Below are 22,553 nucleotides of genomic sequence, written 5' to 3' on the forward strand. Positions count from 1 at the left end.
TTCTCATTTTATATCTTATCGCTCTTTCCCATGAAAAAACGCTCTATATTCATTCAAAATAACTTTCTTCACATCCGAGTAAAATACCATCATGAATAGTGCAACTCCTAATACAACCACCTGTATTTTTTCGTAATCAATGAATGCAATTATAATTAGCAAACCAAATCCAATGTCAACTACCCCCACTGAGTTGAAACGTTTCAGTGGGGGCTTGAGTTAGAACTCTAGGTCTTTTCGTCTATCGCTAGATAGTTTGACGCTCTAGAATTCATGCCACCTTACAGTAACACCCCAAGTATCTTTTTGGTTGGTACTAGAAACGAACAATCGTTTCCCCACTTGCACCACCCTTTCGAAAAAGAGCAATTCTTCCTTGTGGAAGAAGCCACCACTCAGATGACTCCGGCGTGTGCTACAAGCCCCGACAAGTCGAGTACACATGGATGGTTGACGCACCCACTAAGCTATGCACGAAGCAACAGCCTTACGTTTTTGCACTTCTAATAGAATCGGCGTTTTCACTTTGAGATTGTCATCCAATTCTACAACTCTCGATTTTTCCAATGTATTCAATGCACCATTAATATCAGCATGAATACATTTCCCTGCTTTACTTTGGTACAGACCACGAGTGATCCGTTTGCCACTAAAGCGATAATGCGTCCTATCATCCTTATCCCAAACTGGAACCCTATCTTTATCAAGAAAACTAGCTTTTGAAGTATAGCTTTCTTCTTGTTTTAAAAATCGGATGCCTTCTTTTATACATTTATTCTCAATTGCTGCAATCAGTTTATGAAATGGGATTTGAACAAATTTTTGATTATTCTTTTTTCCCATATCAGATTTTTGTTTCCAACCAGCGTTATACCCTACGACAACAGTATCTATGTTGAATGCTTTCACTTTTTCGAACAACAAGCCTACAGTTTGTGAAATGTAACCATTTATTTGTCTTTCCCGTTTATGCCAAAGTGCAGCCATTTTGTTCGTTACAACTCGTTTAGAAAGTCCATTTTCCATGTTTTTCAGTTGTAGATTACGTATCATTTTATTGAAGTACTGGTTAATGGATTTTAATTTTTTTCCATCAATTAAAAATGCATCACCTGTATTTGTTACGCAACTTAATAATCTGTCTACACCTAAATCGCAACTCAAAGCTTTACTAATAGTCGTGGGTTGTTTCTTCATTTGAGAAACGTGCATTTCATATGTGTAATGCACCTCAAAGAACCGACCTTTTTGCTTCGGTACAATCTCAATGTAGGAGATTTTTTTATTTCTTAAGTTTTTAGGCATACGTATTTTAATGGAACCGAATTTTTTTCTGAATGCAACATTCATCGGAATCATCCAATACCCGTTATTATCAACTTTTGGAACTTGATAGATTTCAATGATTCGTTTGTCAGTGGAACGGGAATAATTCGGAAACTTAGGACGACCTGTGAAGGTTTCAGGTTTTTTCTTCCACTGTTCCATTGCTTTAAAAAAGCTCTTCACTTCTGTAAATAAGGCTCTACGAATCGCTTGAACAGAGTTTGATTGAATACCCCAGTAGTTCATATCGGTTTGCATGGCAGTGTCCACTTCTTTTACAGTAGCCATCTTGTTATTATTCAAATAACTTTGTTTAATCGTGTACAATCCAACATTTCGCAATGCTTTAGAACTATGTGACATGCGTTGCAGTAAGCGAAATTCTTTAGCTGTGAGACAAGCTCGTCCGATATTCTGTTTCTGCGTGAATCGTTGCATGTTTTCTCTTTTTTTTTGTTTACGTAATACTTTCACTGCTCTCTTTTTAGTCATTGTTTTCACCACCTTTCTCAGAGAGTTCATTAAAATTATTTCTTTCCTAAGATAATGTTTTATCTTAGGAAATCTCGTTTCACGAAACGAGAACTAACACTTTTGTAACTGTTAATTACTTTTGACAAATCAATATTTGGAACTAAACGGAACTAAATGTGAACATGGTCTTCATCTTAATTCCTTTTTGCTCAAGTAACCGAATGATTATTATCCAATTTCGTTGTCTTACGATATATTCCCTCCTTATCTACTACAGATTATATCGTAAGACAAAAAGAAACGAATGTTCCCCATCAAAAAATTGTTATGAACGAAACAAAAGAGTTCAGCCTATTGACTGACGGCAATTCATCTCCACCTGAATTGTTGGGTTTCACCCGTAACACAAATCAGATGGAGTCTTCTTGCCGAAAAGGATAAAAGGAGACGAAAAAGAAACCATTAGTAAAACTCACTGTAAACTATTCGTTTACAAAATAAAAAAGAAAGAATAGCTCTATGTTTGAGCTATTCTCTCTCACTTCTATTAAAACAAATGAATGTTTTCTTTCTTGCAAGCTTCACGTAAATCATCAGGCCATACAGAAGATTGAACTTCACCGATATGTGCTTTACGTAAGAAGTACATACACATTCTTGATTGGCCGATACCACCACCAATTGTTAATGGTAGTACGTCTTCTAAAATACCTTTATGGAAATCATACTCACGTTTGAAGTCTTCACCAGTTTTCGTTAATTGCTCATCAAGTGCTTTACTATCAACACGAATTCCCATTGATGATAATTCGAACGAAGCTTGTAGTACTGGGTGCCAGAATAAAATGTCACCGTTTAATTTCCAATCATCATAATCGGACGCGCGTCCATCGTGCTTTTCACCTGAACGGAGTGCATCACCAATTCCAATAATAAAGACTGCACCGTGTTCTTTCGCAATTGCATGTTCACGATCTTTCGGTGTTAATTCTGGATATTTATCTTCCAGTTCTTGAGAAGTAATGAAAACAATTTCTTCTGGTAAATACTTTCCAAGGAACGGATACTTTTCAAATAAGTGATCTTCCAATTCTTTGAATATTCCATAAATTGTTTGTACTGTTTTTTGTAAGTAATCGATAGTACGCCATTCTTTTTGAACGATTTTTTCCCAATCCCATTGGTCAACATAAATGGAATGCGTTGCATCAAGTTCTTCATCACGACGAATCGCGTTCATGTTTGTATATAAACCTTCACCAGCTTCATATCCGTATTCATGTAATGCGAATCTTTTCCACTTCGCTAGTGAATGTACAATTTCTAATTCTTCTCCTGAATGTAACATATCAAATTCAATTGGACGTTCTACACCGTTTAAGTGATCGTTTAATCCTGATTTCTTCGTTACGAATAATGGTGCAGATACGCGGAATAGTTCAAGGCGCTTTGCTAATTGATCCTCGAAAAATGTTTTAACTTCCTTAATTGCGATTTGAGTCTCTCTTACTGTCATTAATGATTGATACATGGTGGTTTCCTCCTAAAATGTTTGGATGTTGTGAAAAGAAGCCAACAAAAAAAGCCCTTCTTTCCCAAAAAACTGGGACGAAAGACTTTGGTTCCGCGGTACCACCCAAATTAGCAACAGAGGTTGCTCACTTATACAGTACGGAGATTAAAAAATCTCGATACTGTTCTTCTTGTAACGGCGAAGTTCCCGGCTAAGTCTACTTTCCTATAAAGGATTTCGGTTAGCGACTCCAGGAGGTTCTTCATAATAGGCTTCGTATCAGGCTCACACCGCCCCTGACTCGCTTAAACTACATCCTACTACTACTCGTCCTTTCATAGTCGTTTTATTGTCACATCTCTGAAACATTTTATTAATGATTATTCTATACAAAAAATCGATAAAGTCAACAAAAAGTTTCAAAAAAATTTTCAATTCTTTATTTTATGCCTTTACCGATTGTTCTTAATATAACATTTTTATTTCCTTTGTCTCTTCAATCCAAAAAACATTTCACTAATTGAAACTAACATATATACAACAACTAGTGTGATTGTTCGAAATATAGAATCCGCAGTATTTCTTATTATTTTCATTTTCTTTATAATTCCTTTCAGTTTACTCGCAATTTCATGATATACTATAGCATTCAAGCAGTTTGTTTTTATTTAAAGCAAGCATAGTCATTTATCGATAGTATTTTTCTAAAACATTGGCTATTATCAAATCAGATTTTTTATATAACGGAGTGATCATATGAGTAAAACGAAAGCAAAACCGAAAAAAGGTGTAGGACAAGGTACAGGAAGTAAAGGATGGAACCGTTGGCAATCAAGTGCGAAAAAGAAAGCTGCAAAACCATACAAAAGTAAAGGTACAAAGAAATAAAATAAATAGTGGGAGACGAACAACTCCCACTATTTAAAGTTTCACTTTATCTCTTTACTTTGTACAAAACAAAATATAATTATTACAACAAAAAAGCTATGCTTTCATCTCTATGAAAGCATAGCTTTTTCCATATTAAATCATAAGAATATCGCGGATTTCTTCCTCCGTAATAGAAGATAACTTCTCTTCTCCCGGTTCGATAATTTCAGCGATTAAATTTTTCTTACTCTCTTGTAACTCGTGCATTTTTTCTTCAATTGTTCCATGTGCTACTAACTTAATCACTTGCACTGTATTTTTTTGTCCCATTCGATACGCTCTATCCGCAGCTTGTTGTTCAACAGCTGGATTCCACCACAAGTCGTACAATATAACTGTATCTGCACCTGTTAAATTTAGTCCTGTGCCACCAGCTTTTAACGAAATAAGAAATAGATCCCCTTCTCCTTCGTTAAACCGATTGCATAGCTCTACACGTTCTTGCGCTGGTGTACTCCCGTCTAAATAAAAGTATGGAACTGCTTGACGATTTAATTCACGTCCGATTATCGAAAGCATCTTCGTAAATTGGGAAAAGATAAGAATTCTCTTCCCTGTACTTCTGCATTCCTCCAAAATTTCTAGCAGCTGATCAAATTTAGCTGAACTACCTTTATAGTCATCAACAAACAAAGCAGGATGACAACAAATTTGCCGTAGTCTCGTTAAACCAGCTAAAACCCGAATTTTATTTTTACGTAACGTATCTTTATCCAAATGTTTTAACGTTTCTTCTCTTAACTTTGCTAAATAAGCTGCGTAAATCCTCTTTTGATCTGGTAAAAGTTCTGATGATTGTAAGTGCTCAATTTTTTCTGGGAGTTCGTGTAATACATCACCCTTTAACCTTCTTAACACGAATGGTTTTACCCGCTTCGCAATATCTTCTCGTCTTAAATCACCGAACTCTTTTCTTCCCGGTAATAATTCTGGGAAGACAACGTGGAAGATAGACCATAGCTCTTCTAATGAATTTTCTACAGGTGTTCCTGTTAATCCAAAACGGTACTCCGCCTGCACTGTTTTTACCGCTCTTGCAGTTTGCGTCGTATGATTTTTAAATGCTTGTGCTTCATCAAGAAATAGCGTATGAAATGGCTGCGCATATAACCTTATATCTCTTCTCAGTAAAGGATATGACGTAATTACTACATCAAATTTCGTTATATCTTTTAAAATTTTTCGGCGCTCTGCTTGATTTCCATCGGCAATAACTGCTCTAATATGTGGAGCGAATTTTTTTAACTCGCTAAGCCAGTTGTAAACGAGGGACGACGGAGAAACAACTAATATAGGCAGTTTCTTCTCTCGAATTTCCGGCAAAACAGAGTCTATAAAAGCAATACTTTGCAACGTTTTCCCCAGTCCCATATCATCAGCTAAAATGCCGCCAAAACGATAATAGGCAAGTGTTTTCATCCACTGGAATCCGTATGTTTGATACTCTCTCATTATCGCATCTAAGCCACTTGGCACCGCAAACTTCAGCTTTTTAGGATTTTGAATGTTCTCTACCAATTCTTGAACAGACTCATCTAAACTTAATACGTTTCCTTCTTGCAGTGAATTCATCCATTTCACACTACGAATAAGAGGGACATCTATTTCTTCGCCCTTTAAAAATTCTTTTCGAATACTAGATTCTTTTATAAACTGATTAATATCATTAAACTCTTTACTCTCAAGTGATAGTAGAGCACCACTTGCTAAACGATAATATTTTCGTTTCTCCTCAAGAGCGACTAATACCCCTTTAATTTCTGCCTCTGGAATACCTTTTATATCAAAGCGGAATGATAACCAATCAATTCTCTCTTTCCTTCTAACTCTTATAAGAGGAGCTGTGTCTCCCTTATGAATTCGTAATTTGATGGCTGACGTCGCATAAATATCAACTAAACCTTTTAACGTTGGAACAGCATGATATAAAAAGTTATACTCAGCTTCTTCATTATGCATAAAATAACCGCCTTCCGTTTTCGCAAAGGCACTTTCACTCATAATGTCTAAAATCTCTTTTTCCTTTTTCTCATCACGATTAAAAACAGATGGCTGCCCATCCTCTTCTAACGGATTAATCACGACGTTTCCATAATGAAATTCGAGACCTGCTAACAAACGATTTTTCACTCGATCTAAATACAATTTTGCTTTTAGCGAAGGCGTTTCCACACAATCTGATACTACCTCATCTATTCGCACAGTTCCTAGCTTCATTAACCCTGGTACAACTTTTGCTACAAAGTGCTCCATCTTATCTGCTGGAATATACAATTGGTTACTACTAGAACGATTCATCATTTTTTGTAATTCGATAAGCCGCTTACAATCCTCAGCGTTCAACTGATACAGTTTCCCTCCAAATAGAGCATAACTATACGTATCCATTACTTCTACTTGTTGTAAGCCGTCAATATAAAGTGTAAACCCATCGTTACTCCCTTTATTAAACTCAAAATGTAAAGGAAGTAGCCCTTTTGAAATTTGTAAACCATGAAAAGATTTTCCATCTTGATTAAGTCCCACAAACTCAACTTTAGAAAGTAAAGAAAGCATATCCTTCCATGAAGCTGGCGGTATTAAAATCATACTATCATCTTGTTTTGCATGTACTTCCAGTGTATCCTCATACATTTTTTCATTATGATAAATTTTAATGAGCTGCTGAATAATCGCATCCGTTTCTTGCCTGAAGCTATGTACATCTGGTGTGTATGTAAATTCATTGGAACAATGAAAAGTCTCTCTTTTCTCCACGTTAGAAAGAAATTCTCTAATATGATTTATAAAGTATGTTTTCGCAAGTTTTAACTGAATTCCAAGAAGGGCCCCACCGCTTTTCGTCGCTACTGGTGAACATATAAACGCAACATCTAATATTTCACGTGTATCAAAACGGTGTTGTTTACTTTTTGGCCGCAGTGGTTTGTCTGCAAACAACTGAAACATCCCGCTCGTTAATTGATCATTTCCGCTCATATTTTCGGACATGCCGCCCGTTTGCTGGTTATAATTTATTTGTATTAGTACGGCTGCAACATGTTGACAGTACGTTTGAAAAGACGCTAATGAAGGACAACTACATTTCGCAACAACATCACCTTTTTTAGCTTTTTCTACTGTAACATGAAAATCTTCATTCCCTTTTACCGTTGCCTCGCAAATTTCTTTATTTTCATCATAATGATTTATTATTACTTTATTTGATTTATAATAAGCTTCACCTCTTTTATATGAGGTCTCTCCGCATACTTCTTTAATAATCGATTTATTTAATGTAAAACTCATTTTTTGACACTTCCTTACTGTAAAACCATTTTCTCTTACTTAACATTTTACATGCTTCACGAGAAAATATAAAATGTTGGTTTAACAAAAAAGATACTTATTTATAAACACCTCAGACTGTAAGCAAATAGAGTTTCAGTACTTGTTAAAACTGCCTATTATGCAGGCGATTCTGAAAGCTTCCAGCGTAGTATTTAAATATCTTCTACATTATTCATGTAAAAGTTTTACCGACTATCGCATCAATAATTTAAAAGATATGATTTTATGAAGAAGAGTAATAAAAGTTTTTCACACACACCATTGAGATGGATGTGCAAATTTTGATACAAGGGGCTTACTGTCTATAAAAGGAGGATAAAGTACGTAATTTACATATTTTCATGCGTGCCCTTATATAAGACTGTTATTGCGGCTACTATAAGGATGATCCCCATACAAGCAGGTGCGGCATGCCCAAGTGAAACATAAATTTGCCCTCCAATGATCGGCCCAATCATTCTTGCTAAAGCTTGAACAGATTGACTACCGCCTTGAATCCTTCCTTGTTCACTAGAATCGACAGACTTCGAGAGCATCCCATTGAATGAAGGTCCAAAGATGGAATCACCAAAACCAAATATAAACATTCCAGCGATAAGAAACGGATAAAATGAGAAAAAAGCTGATGCTGCAATAAGACTATAACCTATAATCTCCGAAACCATTCCGAGAATTGCTATCTGTTTATCAGTAAGTTTTGTCAAAAGTTTTGGCATTATGAAACTTTGTGAAATGATATCTTGAAATCCCATAATTGAAAACATAAGTCCGATTAACGCAGGCTTCCAACTAAAAGTATCCATTGTAAATTGTGAAAAAATTGCCTGTAAAGATCCATTTGGTATCCAAAGTAAGAATGCTGAGACAAGTAGCCATTTTAAATTTTTCATGGAAAGTATATTTGCAAGCTGTGTAAATGGATTCAATCTTACAAAGGTAATCTCTTTCAATCTATTATTTTTGTCAAGGCTCTCAGGCATATATAAGATTCCATAAACAACATTTAATAAAGTTATTATTGCTCCAAAATACATAGGTACAGAATAACCAAACTTGGCAAGATATCCACCTATAGTTGGTCCAATTACAGTGCCTACTCCTACAACCGCACTTACCCATCCGAAGTATTTCGTTCTTTGTTCTGGAGGAATAATATCTGCAAAATATGCGAAGATAGTGCTTATGCTCCCTCCTGTTATACCTTCTATTATGCGCCCAGCAAATAGTATCCATAGAGCTCCTCCTATGCCAAAAACTAAGTACCCGATTGCGGAACCGAAAAGGCATACTAAAAGTAATGGACGACGACCATATTTATCACTCAAAGCTCCAAGTGCGGGAGCCGCAAAAAATACGCAGACTGCATAAACAGAAGTTAATAGCGTAACGACGACCGCTTGTTCTGCCGAATTACTTGTATATGGCTGCACTAAAAATGGAACGACAGGTATTATAATGCTGAATCCTATTCCGCAAAGAAACACAGAGATGAGACCGAATAGTAAGGCGTGTTTATCTATGACTCGTTCCGTATTATGTTCATTATGTGATCTGAATTTGGACATTTTCATTCTCTCCCCAACAGTTATTTTTGTTTCCTTATCAACAAAACAATAACTCCATTTTGTTTCCTTGTCAACAAAATTACAACAATAAAAAAGGCGGTCCATCCTTGGACTGCCTGCCGTTTCATTTTTATTTTTTGAATAGATTACGACTTAATATGTACACCTTGTTTCTTTATTTCTGTATCCAAATGTCTACTATACTTTTCCACGAAGCTAAGTATACTATCAAATTCTTCCTCGGTTACTTGATCAAACACAACTTTATCCCGTTCTTCAAACTCTTTGTGCAGATCCTCATGTATTTTATAAATTACTTTCCCTTGTTCAGTAAGCCTAAAATAGATTTCTTTCTTATTATCCGACTTCTGATAACTTTCGATAAGGCCTTTTTTTATAAGTTTTTTAGTTATTCTACTTATGGCACCGCGAGTCATATAAAAGGACTCCGCAAGTTTTGTCACGTTAGAATCTACATTTTTTTCAATGTATTCGATACAATGTACTTCAGAAGAATTATAACCCTTAAGACTGTCTTCCATCTTATCCTTATTAAGCCAAACAATCTTATTATATAAGTCCCTGAAACCCACTATGACCTTTTCTTCTTTATTCATGTCCTGTCCTCCTCCCCGTTGGTGCATTAACAATATTATATTTATTTTTTGTTTCTATTCCAACTCTAATTAAAAAAGAGAGTCAAAAGCATGTTAAGCACCAAGAAACTCAATGTCACTTGAACAAGACTTTGTCTACAATCTGAAACACTTATCTCTTTTCATTCTATCTCCATCAACCGTTTCGCCTCAAAATACAACACTTGAATAAACTTTTTCGTATTAATTCGCGTATGTCCAGAAGTTGCTACTTCTTCTTTTGTCATTTCTGTCATCCGTTTTCTAACTACAGTGAAATCAAAAAATTTCGGAGCATAGCTTTCAAATTTCGGATTTGAAAAGTCTGTTAATCCAAGGGAAGCTAAGTGATTTAACGATTGATAAATCGCTCTACGTACCCTTTGTTCAGATGCTTTTCTCTCCTTATCTATATCTGCATCTGAAGCTATATTCTCTAATTTTCTTATAGTTATATGGTGAAAGATATCTTTTAGCGCAGGAAATCCAAATTCAAACGTTTGCTCTTTTTCTTGTCCATATAAATATTCCAACATACTAAGTAAATCTTTACTTCCATTCTCTCCCGCAATACCGAGTTCTGATAATAAATAGCGCCCTGAATCTGCTATTCTTTTTCCTTCCTGCATTGGCTCATTTCGAACTTGCGGCTGTTCCCACTTAAAAACGTTATTCAATGATTTTTGAATATCATGTATAGAGCGCTCTAAACGAATACGTTCCATTACTTTACGTACAACAGATACAACCTCAATTTTATTTAATGGTTTCGTAATATAATATTCAACACCAAGTGTATACGCCTCACCAATAAGCTGTTTCGATTCAACTTGAGAAATCATAATGATTTTCCCTGTAAAAGAGGATGCAATATGGCGAACTGTTTCAATCCCATCTCGCATTGGCATTAATAAATCAATAAATAAAATATCTACTTTTTTAAAATTTAATTGATCCGCTTCAATAAAAGCTCCATCTTCCGACTCTCCAATTACTTCCCCAAGATCGCCATCTTCAATAATTTGTGAAAGCATGGAGCGGAAAACTTCATCATCATCTACGATATAATAAAACAACTTTATTCTCCTTCCCGCTTTAAACTGCACTCCGGTAAACAAACGATAAACTTACACCCTCCGCCAGTTTCTCGGTCTTCTAATCTCACTTCTCCACCTAGCTCTGTTACCATTTCGTTTATGTAAGAAAGTCCAATACCTGTTGAAGGTGTTCCCGCTTGATCATACTTTGAAGTAAATCCTGGCTTAAATACTAATTTCTTATACTTCTGTGCAATACCAAGACCATCGTCAATTACTTCAAAGAATATATGTTTATCTCGTTTATATAGCTTAATAATAATGAGACCTCTACCCTCAATTGCTTCAACTGCATTTGCAACTAAGTTATTAAAAATGGATAAGACCGTGTACACATGATATTCTGCATGCTCACCTTCTATATGTTCCGAAAAACGTATATCTTTTTCTAACATTTCAGCATATTTCTCATTAATTCTTACAATCATTTCCGCTAATTCATGTCCTTCTACATACTCAGCCACATTTTTATCTAATAACAGTTTAGATAGTCCTGCAAAAATTCTTTGATTATCCTTTTTGATTTCGTGCACTTCTCCTGCTATTTTTAATGCTGTTTTGCTATTTAAATCATCGTTCGCTTGTAAGTTTCGATATAGTTGATATGCTTCTTGTGTAATTAACTCAGCATTTTGTAACGTTTTTTTCAAATGGACAGATTCCACATATAAATTAGAGAGGTACATTAACATATTTTCATTTTCTTTTCGAACTTGTGATTCTTTTAACTTCGTTTCATATAAGTTCATCATATTTAAAAAACCAAGTGCAAAGAAACTACGGAAAATAGCAATAATAATTAGTTTATTCACTTCAGAAACTGTTATCGTTGTCCCCAGCACTAACATATGATAAAACGCAAGTTCAGACATACTTGCGATAATTTCAATTGTAATTCCAAGACATCCTATCACAATTGGCTTCTGATGAAACTTATTCACCCTACAAAGCGAAAAAAGACTTCCATAAATAAAATAATAAAAGAACACAGGATAACGCAAATAAAATGATTCTGTCATATGGAATGAACCTTGCAATACCCAGTCAAGACATACACGAAATAAGACTACAGATATACCTACAAGAATACCTGCAGCTGCTGCTGGCACTCTTCTTAAAAATAGTAATAAAAAGAAGAAAAGCGGTGTCCCGAAACTAACACGAAACATATCATTAAAAGGATGAAAATTCAGCTCTCCAGCAATCGGAACAACAACCATTAATATAATTAAAAGATACATATCTTTCTTCCATAATTGATTCCAATTCAAAGGTGCCACTTCCTATGCTTTTTTCAATTGTAAAAGTGAAAGCCCGCTTATAATTATAAACGGGCTTTATTTCTATATTCTAACCTTTTCTACCGCTTTTATTTGGCGATACTCCGGTTCCCATATTGCTTCTTTTACGGCAATCTTAATATCGTCATCACTTAAGTTCTCTCTAGCAACACCTTCTGCAACTGCAACTTTCGCTACTTCAATCGCAACCAGTTCAGAGATATTACGTAACTCTTCAACTTCTGGCAAAATAGGCGCTCCTGGCTGACTTGTATCTACCATACTTGCAACTGCTTCTGCTGCTGCTGCGAACATTCCATCCGTCATGACGCTTGCACGAACAACAATTGTACCAAGACCTAGTCCTGGGAAAATAAGTGCGTTATTTGACTGTCCAATCACATACGTTACACCGTTATATGTAACCGGTTCAAACGGACTTCCTGTTGCAACTAATGCTTTTCCTTCTGTCCACTCGATTAAATCTGCTGGTTTCGCTTCAGCAAGTGGCGTTGGATTCGACATTGGTAAAATGATTGGTCTTTCTACGTGAGAAGCCATTTCTTTAATAATTTCCTCTTTAAATGCGCCTGCAACAGTAGATGTACCAATTAAAATTGTCGGTTTTACATGTTTCACAACTTCAGCAAGTCCGATAGCATCATTTTGTTTCCAATCACTTACTTCAGCTTCTTTTCTTGCATATGGAATTTGGAAATCAAGAAGATCTTCCATATTATCTGTAACCAACCCATTACGGTCAATACACCAGAAACGATTATGTGATTCTTCGTCTGATAAGCCGACACGAACCATTGCATCTCTTACTTGATCTGCGATACCGATTCCAGCCGTACCAGCACCAAACACAACTACACGGTGTTCACTTAACGGTACACCAGAAGCTTTTACTGCCGATAATACAGCAGCAAGTGAAACTGCCCCTGTACCTTGAATATCATCATTAAATGTACAAACGTCATGACGATATTTATCTAAAATTTTTCGTGCATTTCGAGAACTGAAGTCTTCCCAATGTAGAAGTGCTTTCGGGAATTGTTTATTTACCGCTTGAACAAACGTATCAATAAATTCATCGTAAGCTTCACCTGTTATACGAGGGTGACGATTTCCAATATAAAATGGATTGTTTAATAATTCCTCACGATTTGTACCTACATCTAAAATTACCGGTAATACACGGCTAGGATCGATTCCAACTGCGGCCGTATATACAGCCAATTTCCCGATTGCGATGTTAATTCCACCAACACCCCAATCACCAATTCCTAATATACCTTCTCCATCCGTTACAACGACTAAATCAATGTTTTCAGCTGTTGCACCGATATTTGCAAATGCATCTTCAATACCTGATGGATCGTTAATTGATAAATAAATGCCACGTGGTTTACGGTATTCATGACTATATCTTTGAATTGCTACACCTACAGTTGGTGTATATACAATCGGTAACATTTCACGTAAATGCTCTGTTAAAATACGATAAAATAACACTTCATTTCGATCATGTAACGCTGTTAAGTATACATTCTTTAATAAATCATCCGGCTGAGAACTAAATTGTTCATACGCTCGGCGTGCTTGTTCTTCTAACGTTAAAACCGCTGGCGGTAATAACCCTTTTAAACCTAACTCTTCTCTTTCCTCTTGTGTGAAAGCTACCCCTTTATTTAAAAGTGGTGTTGATAATACTTCTGCTCCTCTTAATGTTGTTTCTAATGCACCATTAGAAGCCACTGTAAACTTACTCATAACATCCCTACCTCTATTCATATATAGCATTTCTATATTGTAAACAAAAAAGAGGGGATTGTCCCCCTCTTCTTTTAATTTTTCTTTAAAAGAGTTGCTCCTGCAATCCCTGGGTGTGTCATTTCGAATGGATCTAGAATTAACTCTAATTCTTCTTGTGACAATACACCATTTTTCACACATAGTTCTCGAACGGATTGCCCTGTCGCAATTGCTTCTTTCGCAACGCGAGCTGCTGCTTCATAGCCGATATGAGGGTTCACGGCTGTAATAATTCCTACACTCTTCTCAACGTACTCTTTTAAGCGATCTTCATTCGCTTCAATTCCTTTTAAGCAATTATCTGTAAAGGCACGGAAACCGTTATTCATAATGCTAATAGATTGAAGTAAGTTGAAAACAAGTACTGGTTCCATAACATTTAATTCTAATTGTCCTGCTTCTGAAGCAAGGCAAATTGTATGGTCGTTACCAATTACTTGGAACGCAATTTGATTAATTACTTCTGGCATAACAGGGTTTACTTTCCCTGGCATAATAGATGAACCTGGTTGACGAGCTGGTAGCATAATTTCCGCTAATCCAACGCGTGGACCTGATGCCATTAGACGAAGGTCGTTCGCAATTTTAGACATGTTCATCATACATACTTTAAGTGCTGCAGATACTTCAGTGTACGCATCCGTATTTTGAGTTGCATCTACTAAATCTTCTGCACCAACAAGTGGTAGTTCACTAATTGTAGCTAAATGTTTTACAACTGCTTCAATATATTCTGGATCTGCATTTAAGCCTGTACCAACTGCAGTTGCTCCCATATTTACTTCATATAAATGTTGACGTGATTGCTTGATACGTTTCATGTCACGTTCAAGTACGCGGGAGTATGCTTTAAATTCTTGTCCAAGACGAATTGGCACAGCATCTTGTAAATGTGTACGACCCATTTTAATAACATGATCGAACTGTTCTGCTTTTAATTCAAATACATCATGCATATAACCCATTGTTTGTAATAAGCCTTCTAATGCATTTAATGTTGCAATATGAATCGCTGTTGGGAATGCATCGTTTGTTGATTGTGCCATATTTACATGACTGTTTGGACTAATATAATCATAGTCTCCCTTTTCCATTCCTAATAATTCAAGGGCACGATTGGCAATGACTTCATTTGCGTTCATATTCATTGAAGTTCCTGCACCACCTTGAATTGGATCAACGATGAAATGATCATGCCATTTCCCCTCAAGGATTTCTTGTGATGCTTCTGCGATAGCACCACCCTTTTTCAATTCCAATCTTCCTACATCTGCATTAGCAAGTGCTGCCGCTTTTTTTACAATTGCTAACGCTTTAATTAAACCTTCATGGACTTTGTATCCTGTAATCGGGAAATTCTCCACTGCACGCATTGTTTGTACACCGTAGTACGCGTAATTTGGTACTTCTTTTTCACCTAAAAAATCTTTTTCAATTCGTACTCCATTTTTAACTTCAGTTAATGTTGCCATGATTACTCACTCCTTAACAATCTCTTACGCTGCTTTTGTTTGTTTGACCGTTTCTACATATTGTTTTGCTTTCTCATCATCGAATTCGCCTTCCCACTTCGACATAACAATGGCAGCTAATGCATTTCCTAATACATTGACAGCTGAGCGAATCATATCTAAAATGCGGTCAATTCCCGCAATTAATGCGATGCCTTCTAGCGGTAAGCCCATTGATCCTAACGTCGCTAATACAACAACGAATGATGCACCCGGAACTCCCGCCATACCTTTGGATGTTAACATGAGAACGAATAATAGCGTTATTTGCTCCGTCAGTGACATGTGTACACCGTACATTTGTGCAACAAACAATGCCGCTAACGCTTGATAAATAGCTGATCCAGTCAAGTTAAATGTATAACCTGTCGGAATTACGAAAGAGGCAACTGCCTTTGGACAACCGAACTCTTCCATTTTTCTCATTATATTAGGTAAAACAGCTTCTGAACTTGCTGTCGTAAATGAAAGAATAAGTTCTTCTTTTAAAATTTTTATTAATGTAAAAATGTTTACTCCGACCATTCGTGCATTAATACCTAATACAATCACAACGAATAGTATAACAGTTACGTATACAGCTAGCACTAGTTTTCCTAAAGGAAGTAGTGTTGCTACACCAAATTTTGCAACCGTAACAGCAATTAATGCGAATACACCAAATGGTGCGAATTTCATCACTTGATTTGTAACCCAAAACATCGCTTCGAGTACACCTTCAAAAAAGTTAAAAACAGGCTTTCCCTTTTCACCGATTGCTGCAACTCCTAAACCGAATAGTACTGAGAAGAATATAATCGGTAATAAGTCACCTTGTGTAATAGACTCAAATATATTTTTCGGTACAATATGAACAATCGTTTCTGCAAAGCCTTTCTTCTCTGTTGCATCTGCTGTTTGTTTATAAGAAGAAATATCACTTTGCTGTAAATTACTCATATCAACGCCAGTACCTGGTTGGAATATATTCGCTGCAAGTAATCCCATTAAAATAGCAATCGTCGTAATAATTTCGAAATAAAGAATTGTCTTACCGCCCAGTTTCCCAAGCTTTTTCATATCTCCTACACCAGCTACCGCAACAATTAATGCTGAAATAACAATCGGTACTACAATCATCTTAATTAAGTGAATAAATATATCCCCAATTGGTGTGATATAAGAAATCGCCGTTTTATTGCCATAAAAGACTGCCCCTACTACAATCCCTAAAACAAGCGCGACAAAAATTTGTGTTGCCAATCCGAATTTTTTCATTTATGTTCATCCCCTTCATGCGAACGCTTTCAATTTGAATTTATAAAAGCTACTCACACATCATATAAGCGAACCTACAAAATCATACAAAAACCTACAAGTTCGTCACAAAAAATTCAAATTTATTTCTTATAATATTCATTGACACTTTTTTATAAAAAAGAAATAAAATAACCTTGATAAAACATCAGATTATTTCGTATAATCTAAAAGATATACGTATTCTAAATAAATGGGGATGAAAAGGAGTGGATGTTATGAAAAATCACGTGAAGAAGTTCATCATATCTATTTCTTTTCTATTTCATTTTCTTACGAAGGAACAAAGGCATTAGCCTTTGTTCCTTTTTTATTGCAATCTATATAGGGGGAATTGTTATGAAACCATATAAACGCGTCTTAATTAAACTAAGTGGCGGCGCACTTGCTGATCAATCTGGAAATAGCTTTAACTCCAAACGATTAGAACATATCGCAAACGAAATAATATCCATTATTGACCTAGATATCGAAGTATCCATTGTCATCGGCGGCGGTAACATTTTCAGAGGTCATCTAGCTGAAGAATGGGGAATTGATCGTGTAGAAGCTGATAATATCGGTACGCTAGGTACGATTATTAACAGCTTAATGCTTCGCGGCGTTTTAACAAGTAAAACAGATAGAGAAGTACGCGTTATGACTTCCATCCCTTTTAATGCAGTAGCTGAACCATATATTCGCCTACGTGCAGTACATCATTTAGATAACGGTTATGTTGTCATATTCGGTGGTGGTAACGGGCAACCATTCGTTACAACAGATTACCCAAGTGTACAAAGAGCCATTGAAATGAATAGCGACGCCATTTTGGTCGCAAAACAAGGTGTAGACGGTGTCTTTACAAGTGATCCAAAATATAATAAATCAGCGAAAATGTATCGAAAACTGAACTATAACGATATTGTTAGGCAAAACATACAAGTAATGGATCAAGCAGCTTTATTGCTTGCTCGAGATTATAATTTACCGGCACACGTCTTTAACTTTGATGAGCCTGGCGTTATGAAAAGAATTTGTTTAGGTGAACATGTTGGGACGTTGATTAATGATGATGTTTCGATGCTTGTGCATGAAAAATAGTATTTTTCATCGGAAGTTTTGTCCACCCCCCACTAATTATTAGCCTTCTCCAATCGGGCTTTTACGAGCAGTTGATCTCCCACCTAACGTCTTTGCTTTAGCCGCATTTTGAAGAGGGAATCTTACTGCTCGTTAATACGAGATCAATAGTCCCCTAATTTGTATAACAAGGGGACTTAAATTTTTATCGTAAACTTATCAGGGTCATTAATAATGTTAGAATTTCTTTACGAAAGCTCTTCCGAATCCCACACTTCAATAAATTCAAAACCTTTTAAATCACTTTGTTCAATTAAAACCTTCAATTCATCCGAAATAAAAACAGCCGTAGGATGAATTTTTCCATTTATGTAAACCTTAAATATCATTTCATTTTGAACTATATTAAAATCAAATGCGAACTTTTCACAACCTACTATAAGGCCTGTAATCATTTTTTTAAAGATTGCTTTATCTCCATCAATTGCATCTAGTACATTCAATACATGAACTAAATAATATATTTCACTATTTGAGTTACGTATAAGGGGTAAGAATTCAACATCAGTACCTACTATAGACTCTAATAATTTTTTTGCCTTTTCACTAACCATTAGGGCACCAATTTCTCCCCAGAAGTGCGGAAAATCACTGGCCTTTCCTTCCTCTAAACATTCAATAGGTAGCTTTCTCCATGAATCTACTAATTTTATTGTAGAGTTAAACTTCCCTTCAAAAAACTTTTTATCTTCTTTATAATTTAATAATTGAAAATACTCATAGTTATCAGAGAAATTTCTTAATTCCCAAATCTTCATAGCTATTCTCCTTTACTACTGAGTGATATATTGTTGTTTCTGCCCCCTTACTTATTTTTTGCTCTCTTAGATATGGGGTCCCCCCAATAATCTAATTAAATTAGTTTTCTTTACGCACCCTCTTCTAAATTCCACACTTCAGTAAATTCAAAACTTTTTAATTCACTCTCTAAAATTGCATTTTTGAATTGATCTGATACTAAAAGATAGTTAGGATGCACCTTCCCATTTATATTCAATTTAAAAACTGGTTCGTCCTGAACAACATAAGAAATAAATACAAATTTTTTACATCCTATTATTAAACCTGAACTTAACTTATCAAAGATTGTTTTATTAGTATCAAGTGCTTCCAACACCTTTAAAACATGCATAGCATAGTATTTTTTGTGTGTGTGTTTGTTTATGAAGTAATGGTAAAAATTCAATATTATCTCCTACTATAGGTTCTAAAACATTCTTGGCTTTTTCACTAATTATTTGTACACCAGACTTTCCCCAAAAAATAGGATAATCGCTTGACTTTCCTTCATCTGTTACCTCAATAAACTTAGGCGTCCATGAATCTGAAAAACTCACCGTAGAATGAAAACTAGTTTTAAAATATTTTTTATCCTCTTCATAGTTCAATAATTGAAAGGTTTCATAATCATCAGTCGAGCTTTTTAATTGCCAAATTTTCATATATATTCCCCTTTATTATTACCATTTATTTACACATTTATTTCTTGGGTTCATTTCACCTTAAATTACCTTCTAATAAATCTCTTCTTATTCCATGTAACACTGTTCGGGTTCACATTCCTTATTTAATCCTTGTAAAAAATAAAAAACAAACCAACCTTTAAAATGTTAGTTCGTTTTTTATAAATCATTAAATTAATATCAGGTAATTAAAAATGAATTTCAGATTATATTTAACATTAGTTATTTTTATCCATTGGTATTGCATTTAGCGCTAAACCAACAGGTCCTAATTTTCCAATTAATTTTTTTGCTTTTCCATATGGAGCCCCTTTTACTAATGTAAAAGGAAGGTTTTTCGATCCTTTTAATAGTTCCCCCGTTGAAATATCAAGTGCTAGTACACTTTTTATCTTTACTAAATCTTTTAATCCCCCATTAGGAATTTCTATTAACACTATATTACACGTATCAGGGATTTCCTCTTTTATTTCCTGTATTTTTCGATTCAAACACCCCGTATTTACCCACTCACTAAAATCTAATGTAACTACAGTGGCATGATTTGGATTCATATCACCAGAATCAACAGCCCTCACTTCTTGTACATCTGCACCTTGCGACATTAAAAAAACATTACCACTACCATCATCACCAATAGAAAAATAACCATTTGCATATTCTGTTACTTCCCAGGTCTCATTTCGTTCTATAATATCCTCAGTACCATAAATTGTTAATCCTCCACCTATAGAAAAACCATTTGTATATTTCAATAAACCTTTATATATATTAGGTAATTCGACTTTCATTACATCTTCTATTTCTTGAATTTCAATTTCATTTGCTGGATTATTTTTTATTAAACCAGAAACATTAGATAAATTTATCATTTTTTCACAAAACCTCCCAAACTATCAAAATATTTATAAGCATCTACCAATACCTTTCTTGCAGTTTTCTGATCAACTCCTGCCTCAATCATTTCTCTATAGCTTACATTAAATTCATAATTTATATCAGTATCATATCCTTCAAGCCTTCTTCGCTTTCTTTGCATAGCGGAAATTTTCGCATGAGGTAAACCAGAAATTGATGGTAAAAGTATTGCTTGAGCTTTCTTTTCGTTATAATCAAATCCACCCTTAATAGCCCATCTTTTAGCCCATTCATTTTGTATAGGATGATGTGATTGTATTCGATTATCAGCAGCTATATTTTTATTTCCTGGAGCACGATTAACCGCTGGACTTAAATAACCATGATCATCGATATCTCCTTTTTGATATCCCCCTGGTCTTTTTGCATTTCCTATCTTTATATTCATGCCGTTATTTGGACTACTTGCTTTAACCAAATAATCTTTCATTGTAGGTATTTCAATTTTCATAGAATCCATACCTGCAATAGCCAGACGGTCTCCCATTTGCAAATTATTTGTAACACGTGAGAAACCTTTTGTTAATGTAGTTATATTACCCACTTGTCCCAATTTACTTGCTTTACTTAATCCTTTATCACCAATGAGCCCAAGTCCAATTTGTGTAAAAGCATAACTTCCCCACTTAGCACGACTTTCAGCGTCTCCATTTATTACATCATTAATAAACGAATCTGACAATGTGTTCCACATAGCAGGTAAGGTTTCATCTAAATGAGTAACAGCGTAGCCCATGTTCTTCCATGTTTCCCATTTACCAAGTGCCACAACACCATCTATTGTATCTTCAACAGCTTGACCCGTACCTTCTAAAATACCATCTATAATTTTTTCAGATGTAGATTTTTCAGGAGGTTTCTTGCACACCGCTCCCTCTTCCATTGATCCTTCCTTTAAAAGATTATCAACTTGACGTTTTCTTTCATCAGCAATTTCTTGAATCGAAACGGTCCAATCCATATTTAATCCTTGTGTACTAAACGTACCACTTACAGGACTAAATCCTTTCCCGCTTTGGACTTCAGCGAGGCCGGCAGTAATGCTAGCCACTAGTTGAAGAGCTGTGTTGTAGTTATTACTGGACGTATAGTTAAATTCATATAGATGCTCTAATTTTTCTTGCAGTTTTTTTCTCATCTCCACTAAAACAATAACCATGGCATCTATTCCAGGCAATACTGTAGCAATACTAATTGCTTCTATACTTGAGACCATTCGATTAATTTCTTGAATTTGCTCTCTTATTTCTTGTTCGATGACATCTGTGGAAGCAACTTGTGATTGAAAATCACTTGGAAACGCATCATTTTGACGAATTAATTCTTCACATAAATAAATGATACCTTGTGCTAAAGGACGAAAAGTTTGGACAAAAAATATTTTTGCACTACTATATGTTTTTCCTTGCAAAACCGTATCAGTTGCAAAGGTATCAATTGATTGGATTGCTTGCTCCATAGCTTGGATAGTAGCGACACATACAGCGTTCATGCTTTGGGTCTGATTTTTTACTTCCCCTACATACATATTTAAACTCATGCTTTATCCTCCCTTTTTAATCGCTGTTGCCGATATGTAAGGTCGGTTTCTAAATCAATAAGATTGCGTCTTTCTTTAAGTAATGTTTCTTTTTGATTTTCCAATTCAAATGTTAATTTCCGCTCAATATGCTGCGACTCTTGAAGCTTATTCATAAAAAAATTAGAAACTTCTTTATCACCATGCCATGTTTCTAAAACTCTATTAAATAAACGATTATTTCGACTTCTCAATTCATGAAAGTCCATTTCTGTTTGTCTCTGGATTTGAATCGCAGCTTGATTTCGATCTTGTTTCTCGAATACTATCCGTAATTCTTGATTTAATTGGTCTACTTGCTTTTCAATGTCTTGACTCATCTTATTCTTCCTATCCTTCTCCCTTTACTCTAGGTTGTCACATTAGCGAAATGTATTTTGTAGTTCATTATCCATTCTTTCAAAATCCTTAGCTGCTAAATGAATATTATCAACTGCTTTTTGAAAGGCTCCACAAAATTGTCTAGTCAAATCTAGCATTTGTTGATTCGCTTCTTGCGCCTGGGCATTAACAGTTAGTGTAGTACGGCTCGCCTTTGTGATAGAACGATTTGTTGCACTTTGGATTGTATTCGAGGCATTTCTCATTTGAGTGGCGATTTGTGTAGCCGTTTGAAAATTACTTTGAAAGTTCCCCATCATTTAAACCCCTTTTAGTTTCAAAATTATATCACGTTACTCATTTTGATTTATCGAA

Annotated in this window: 18 protein-coding genes, 2 pseudogenes and 1 other annotated feature; of the genes and pseudogenes, 2 read left to right on the plus strand and 18 right to left on the minus strand. The window is 35.3% G+C overall.

Translation table 11 applies throughout. From position 1 onward, the window contains the following. Positions 1-15: 15 nt before the first annotated feature. The 4 genes and pseudogenes from BG05_RS31175 to asnA all read right to left on the minus strand — a co-directional run bounded on the left by BG05_RS31175 (position 16) and on the right by asnA (position 3,331). Positions 16-189 (minus strand): hypothetical protein, encoded by a 174-nt coding sequence (locus BG05_RS31175; RefSeq protein WP_002012220.1) that lies wholly within the window; start codon positions 187-189, stop codon positions 16-18. Between the two features lie 273 nt (positions 190-462). Beyond that, positions 463-1,818: an RNA-guided endonuclease TnpB family protein gene (locus BG05_RS22425; protein WP_041868014.1), complete on the minus strand. Its 1,356-nt coding sequence runs from the start codon at positions 1,816-1,818 to the stop codon at positions 463-465. Between the two features lie 21 nt (positions 1,819-1,839). After that, a pseudogene (locus tag BG05_RS32265) lies at positions 1,840-1,994 on the minus strand (transposase); the annotation flags it as partial. A gap of 353 nt (positions 1,995-2,347) precedes the next feature. Further along, complete coding sequence (gene asnA / locus BG05_RS22430) at positions 2,348-3,331, minus strand: aspartate--ammonia ligase (RefSeq protein ID WP_002126735.1); 984 nt, start codon at positions 3,329-3,331, stop codon at positions 2,348-2,350. Positions 3,332-3,401: 70 nt separating this feature from the next. Further along, positions 3,402-3,661, minus strand: a binding site (T-box leader). Between the two features lie 408 nt (positions 3,662-4,069). Here asnA and BG05_RS30095 point away from each other — a divergent pair. Further along, positions 4,070-4,201, plus strand: a complete 132-nt coding sequence (locus BG05_RS30095) for a DUF3934 family protein (RefSeq protein WP_000047589.1) — start codon at positions 4,070-4,072, stop codon at positions 4,199-4,201. A 135-nt stretch (positions 4,202-4,336) separates the two neighbouring features. Here BG05_RS30095 and BG05_RS22445 read toward each other — a convergent pair whose 3' ends face one another. From BG05_RS22445 to BG05_RS22480, 8 genes are all read right to left on the minus strand, one after another. Further along, positions 4,337-7,531 carry a DEAD/DEAH box helicase gene (locus BG05_RS22445; RefSeq protein ID WP_003188646.1) on the minus strand — a complete coding sequence of 1,065 codons (3,195 nt, stop codon included), beginning with the start codon at positions 7,529-7,531 and terminating at the stop codon, positions 4,337-4,339. A 371-nt stretch (positions 7,532-7,902) separates the two neighbouring features. Beyond that, a complete protein-coding gene (locus tag BG05_RS22450) occupies positions 7,903-9,138 on the minus strand; it encodes an MFS transporter (protein ID WP_033713784.1) in 1,236 nt (411 codons plus the stop codon). A 146-nt stretch (positions 9,139-9,284) separates the two neighbouring features. After that, positions 9,285-9,755, minus strand: coding sequence for a MarR family transcriptional regulator (locus BG05_RS22455; protein ID WP_001030885.1), 471 nt, complete (start codon positions 9,753-9,755; stop codon positions 9,285-9,287). Positions 9,756-9,916: 161 nt separating this feature from the next. Next, on the minus strand, positions 9,917-10,849 hold the full coding sequence (locus tag BG05_RS22460; RefSeq protein WP_016126761.1) for a response regulator: 933 nt from the start codon (positions 10,847-10,849) through the stop codon (positions 9,917-9,919). A gap of 2 nt (positions 10,850-10,851) precedes the next feature. Further along, the gene (locus tag BG05_RS22465) at positions 10,852-12,150 is read right to left on the minus strand and encodes a sensor histidine kinase (protein ID WP_003188653.1); all 1,299 of its coding nucleotides are present in this window, start codon (positions 12,148-12,150) and stop codon (positions 10,852-10,854) included. 63 nt (positions 12,151-12,213) lie between these two features. After that, on the minus strand, positions 12,214-13,926 hold the full coding sequence (gene malS, locus BG05_RS22470) for an oxaloacetate-decarboxylating malate dehydrogenase (RefSeq protein WP_002012227.1): 1,713 nt from the start codon (positions 13,924-13,926) through the stop codon (positions 12,214-12,216). 74 nt (positions 13,927-14,000) lie between these two features. Further along, positions 14,001-15,440, minus strand: coding sequence for an aspartate ammonia-lyase (aspA, locus tag BG05_RS22475; protein ID WP_002012229.1), 1,440 nt, complete (start codon positions 15,438-15,440; stop codon positions 14,001-14,003). A 24-nt stretch (positions 15,441-15,464) separates the two neighbouring features. Beyond that, positions 15,465-16,736, minus strand: a complete 1,272-nt coding sequence (locus BG05_RS22480) for a cation:dicarboxylate symporter family transporter (RefSeq protein ID WP_002130957.1) — start codon at positions 16,734-16,736, stop codon at positions 15,465-15,467. Between the two features lie 378 nt (positions 16,737-17,114). Between BG05_RS22480 and pyrH the strand changes: the two genes are divergently transcribed. Further along, on the plus strand, positions 17,115-17,858 hold the full coding sequence (gene pyrH, locus BG05_RS22485; protein ID WP_003188660.1) for a UMP kinase: 744 nt from the start codon (positions 17,115-17,117) through the stop codon (positions 17,856-17,858). 227 nt (positions 17,859-18,085) lie between these two features. Here the strand turns inward: pyrH and BG05_RS22490 are convergent, their stop codons facing one another. The 6 genes and pseudogenes from BG05_RS22490 to BG05_RS22520 form a co-directional block, all read right to left on the minus strand. After that, entirely contained in the window at positions 18,086-18,655 is a 570-nt protein-coding gene (locus tag BG05_RS22490) for an imm11 family protein (protein ID WP_003188662.1), read from the minus strand. 110 nt (positions 18,656-18,765) lie between these two features. Continuing rightward, a pseudogene (locus tag BG05_RS32020) lies at positions 18,766-19,339 on the minus strand (imm11 family protein). A 239-nt stretch (positions 19,340-19,578) separates the two neighbouring features. Continuing rightward, positions 19,579-20,232 carry an SMI1/KNR4 family protein gene (locus BG05_RS22505; RefSeq protein ID WP_016126758.1) on the minus strand — a complete coding sequence of 218 codons (654 nt, stop codon included), beginning with the start codon at positions 20,230-20,232 and terminating at the stop codon, positions 19,579-19,581. Continuing rightward, positions 20,229-21,818, minus strand: coding sequence for a T7SS effector LXG polymorphic toxin (locus tag BG05_RS22510; protein ID WP_016126757.1), 1,590 nt, complete (start codon positions 21,816-21,818; stop codon positions 20,229-20,231). The genes BG05_RS22505 and BG05_RS22510 overlap by 4 nt, the downstream gene beginning before the upstream one ends. Continuing rightward, on the minus strand, positions 21,815-22,177 hold the full coding sequence (locus BG05_RS22515) for a DUF3958 family protein (RefSeq protein ID WP_002126715.1): 363 nt from the start codon (positions 22,175-22,177) through the stop codon (positions 21,815-21,817). The genes BG05_RS22510 and BG05_RS22515 overlap by 4 nt, the downstream gene beginning before the upstream one ends. Before the next feature lie 42 nt (positions 22,178-22,219). Then, positions 22,220-22,498: a TIGR04197 family type VII secretion effector gene (locus BG05_RS22520; protein WP_002126714.1), complete on the minus strand. Its 279-nt coding sequence runs from the start codon at positions 22,496-22,498 to the stop codon at positions 22,220-22,222. Positions 22,499-22,553: the final 55 nt, after the last annotated feature.

The sequence above is a fragment of the Bacillus mycoides genome, from assembly GCF_000832605.1.
In the GTDB taxonomy this organism is placed as follows: Bacteria; Bacillota; Bacilli; order Bacillales; family Bacillaceae_G; genus Bacillus_A; species Bacillus_A mycoides.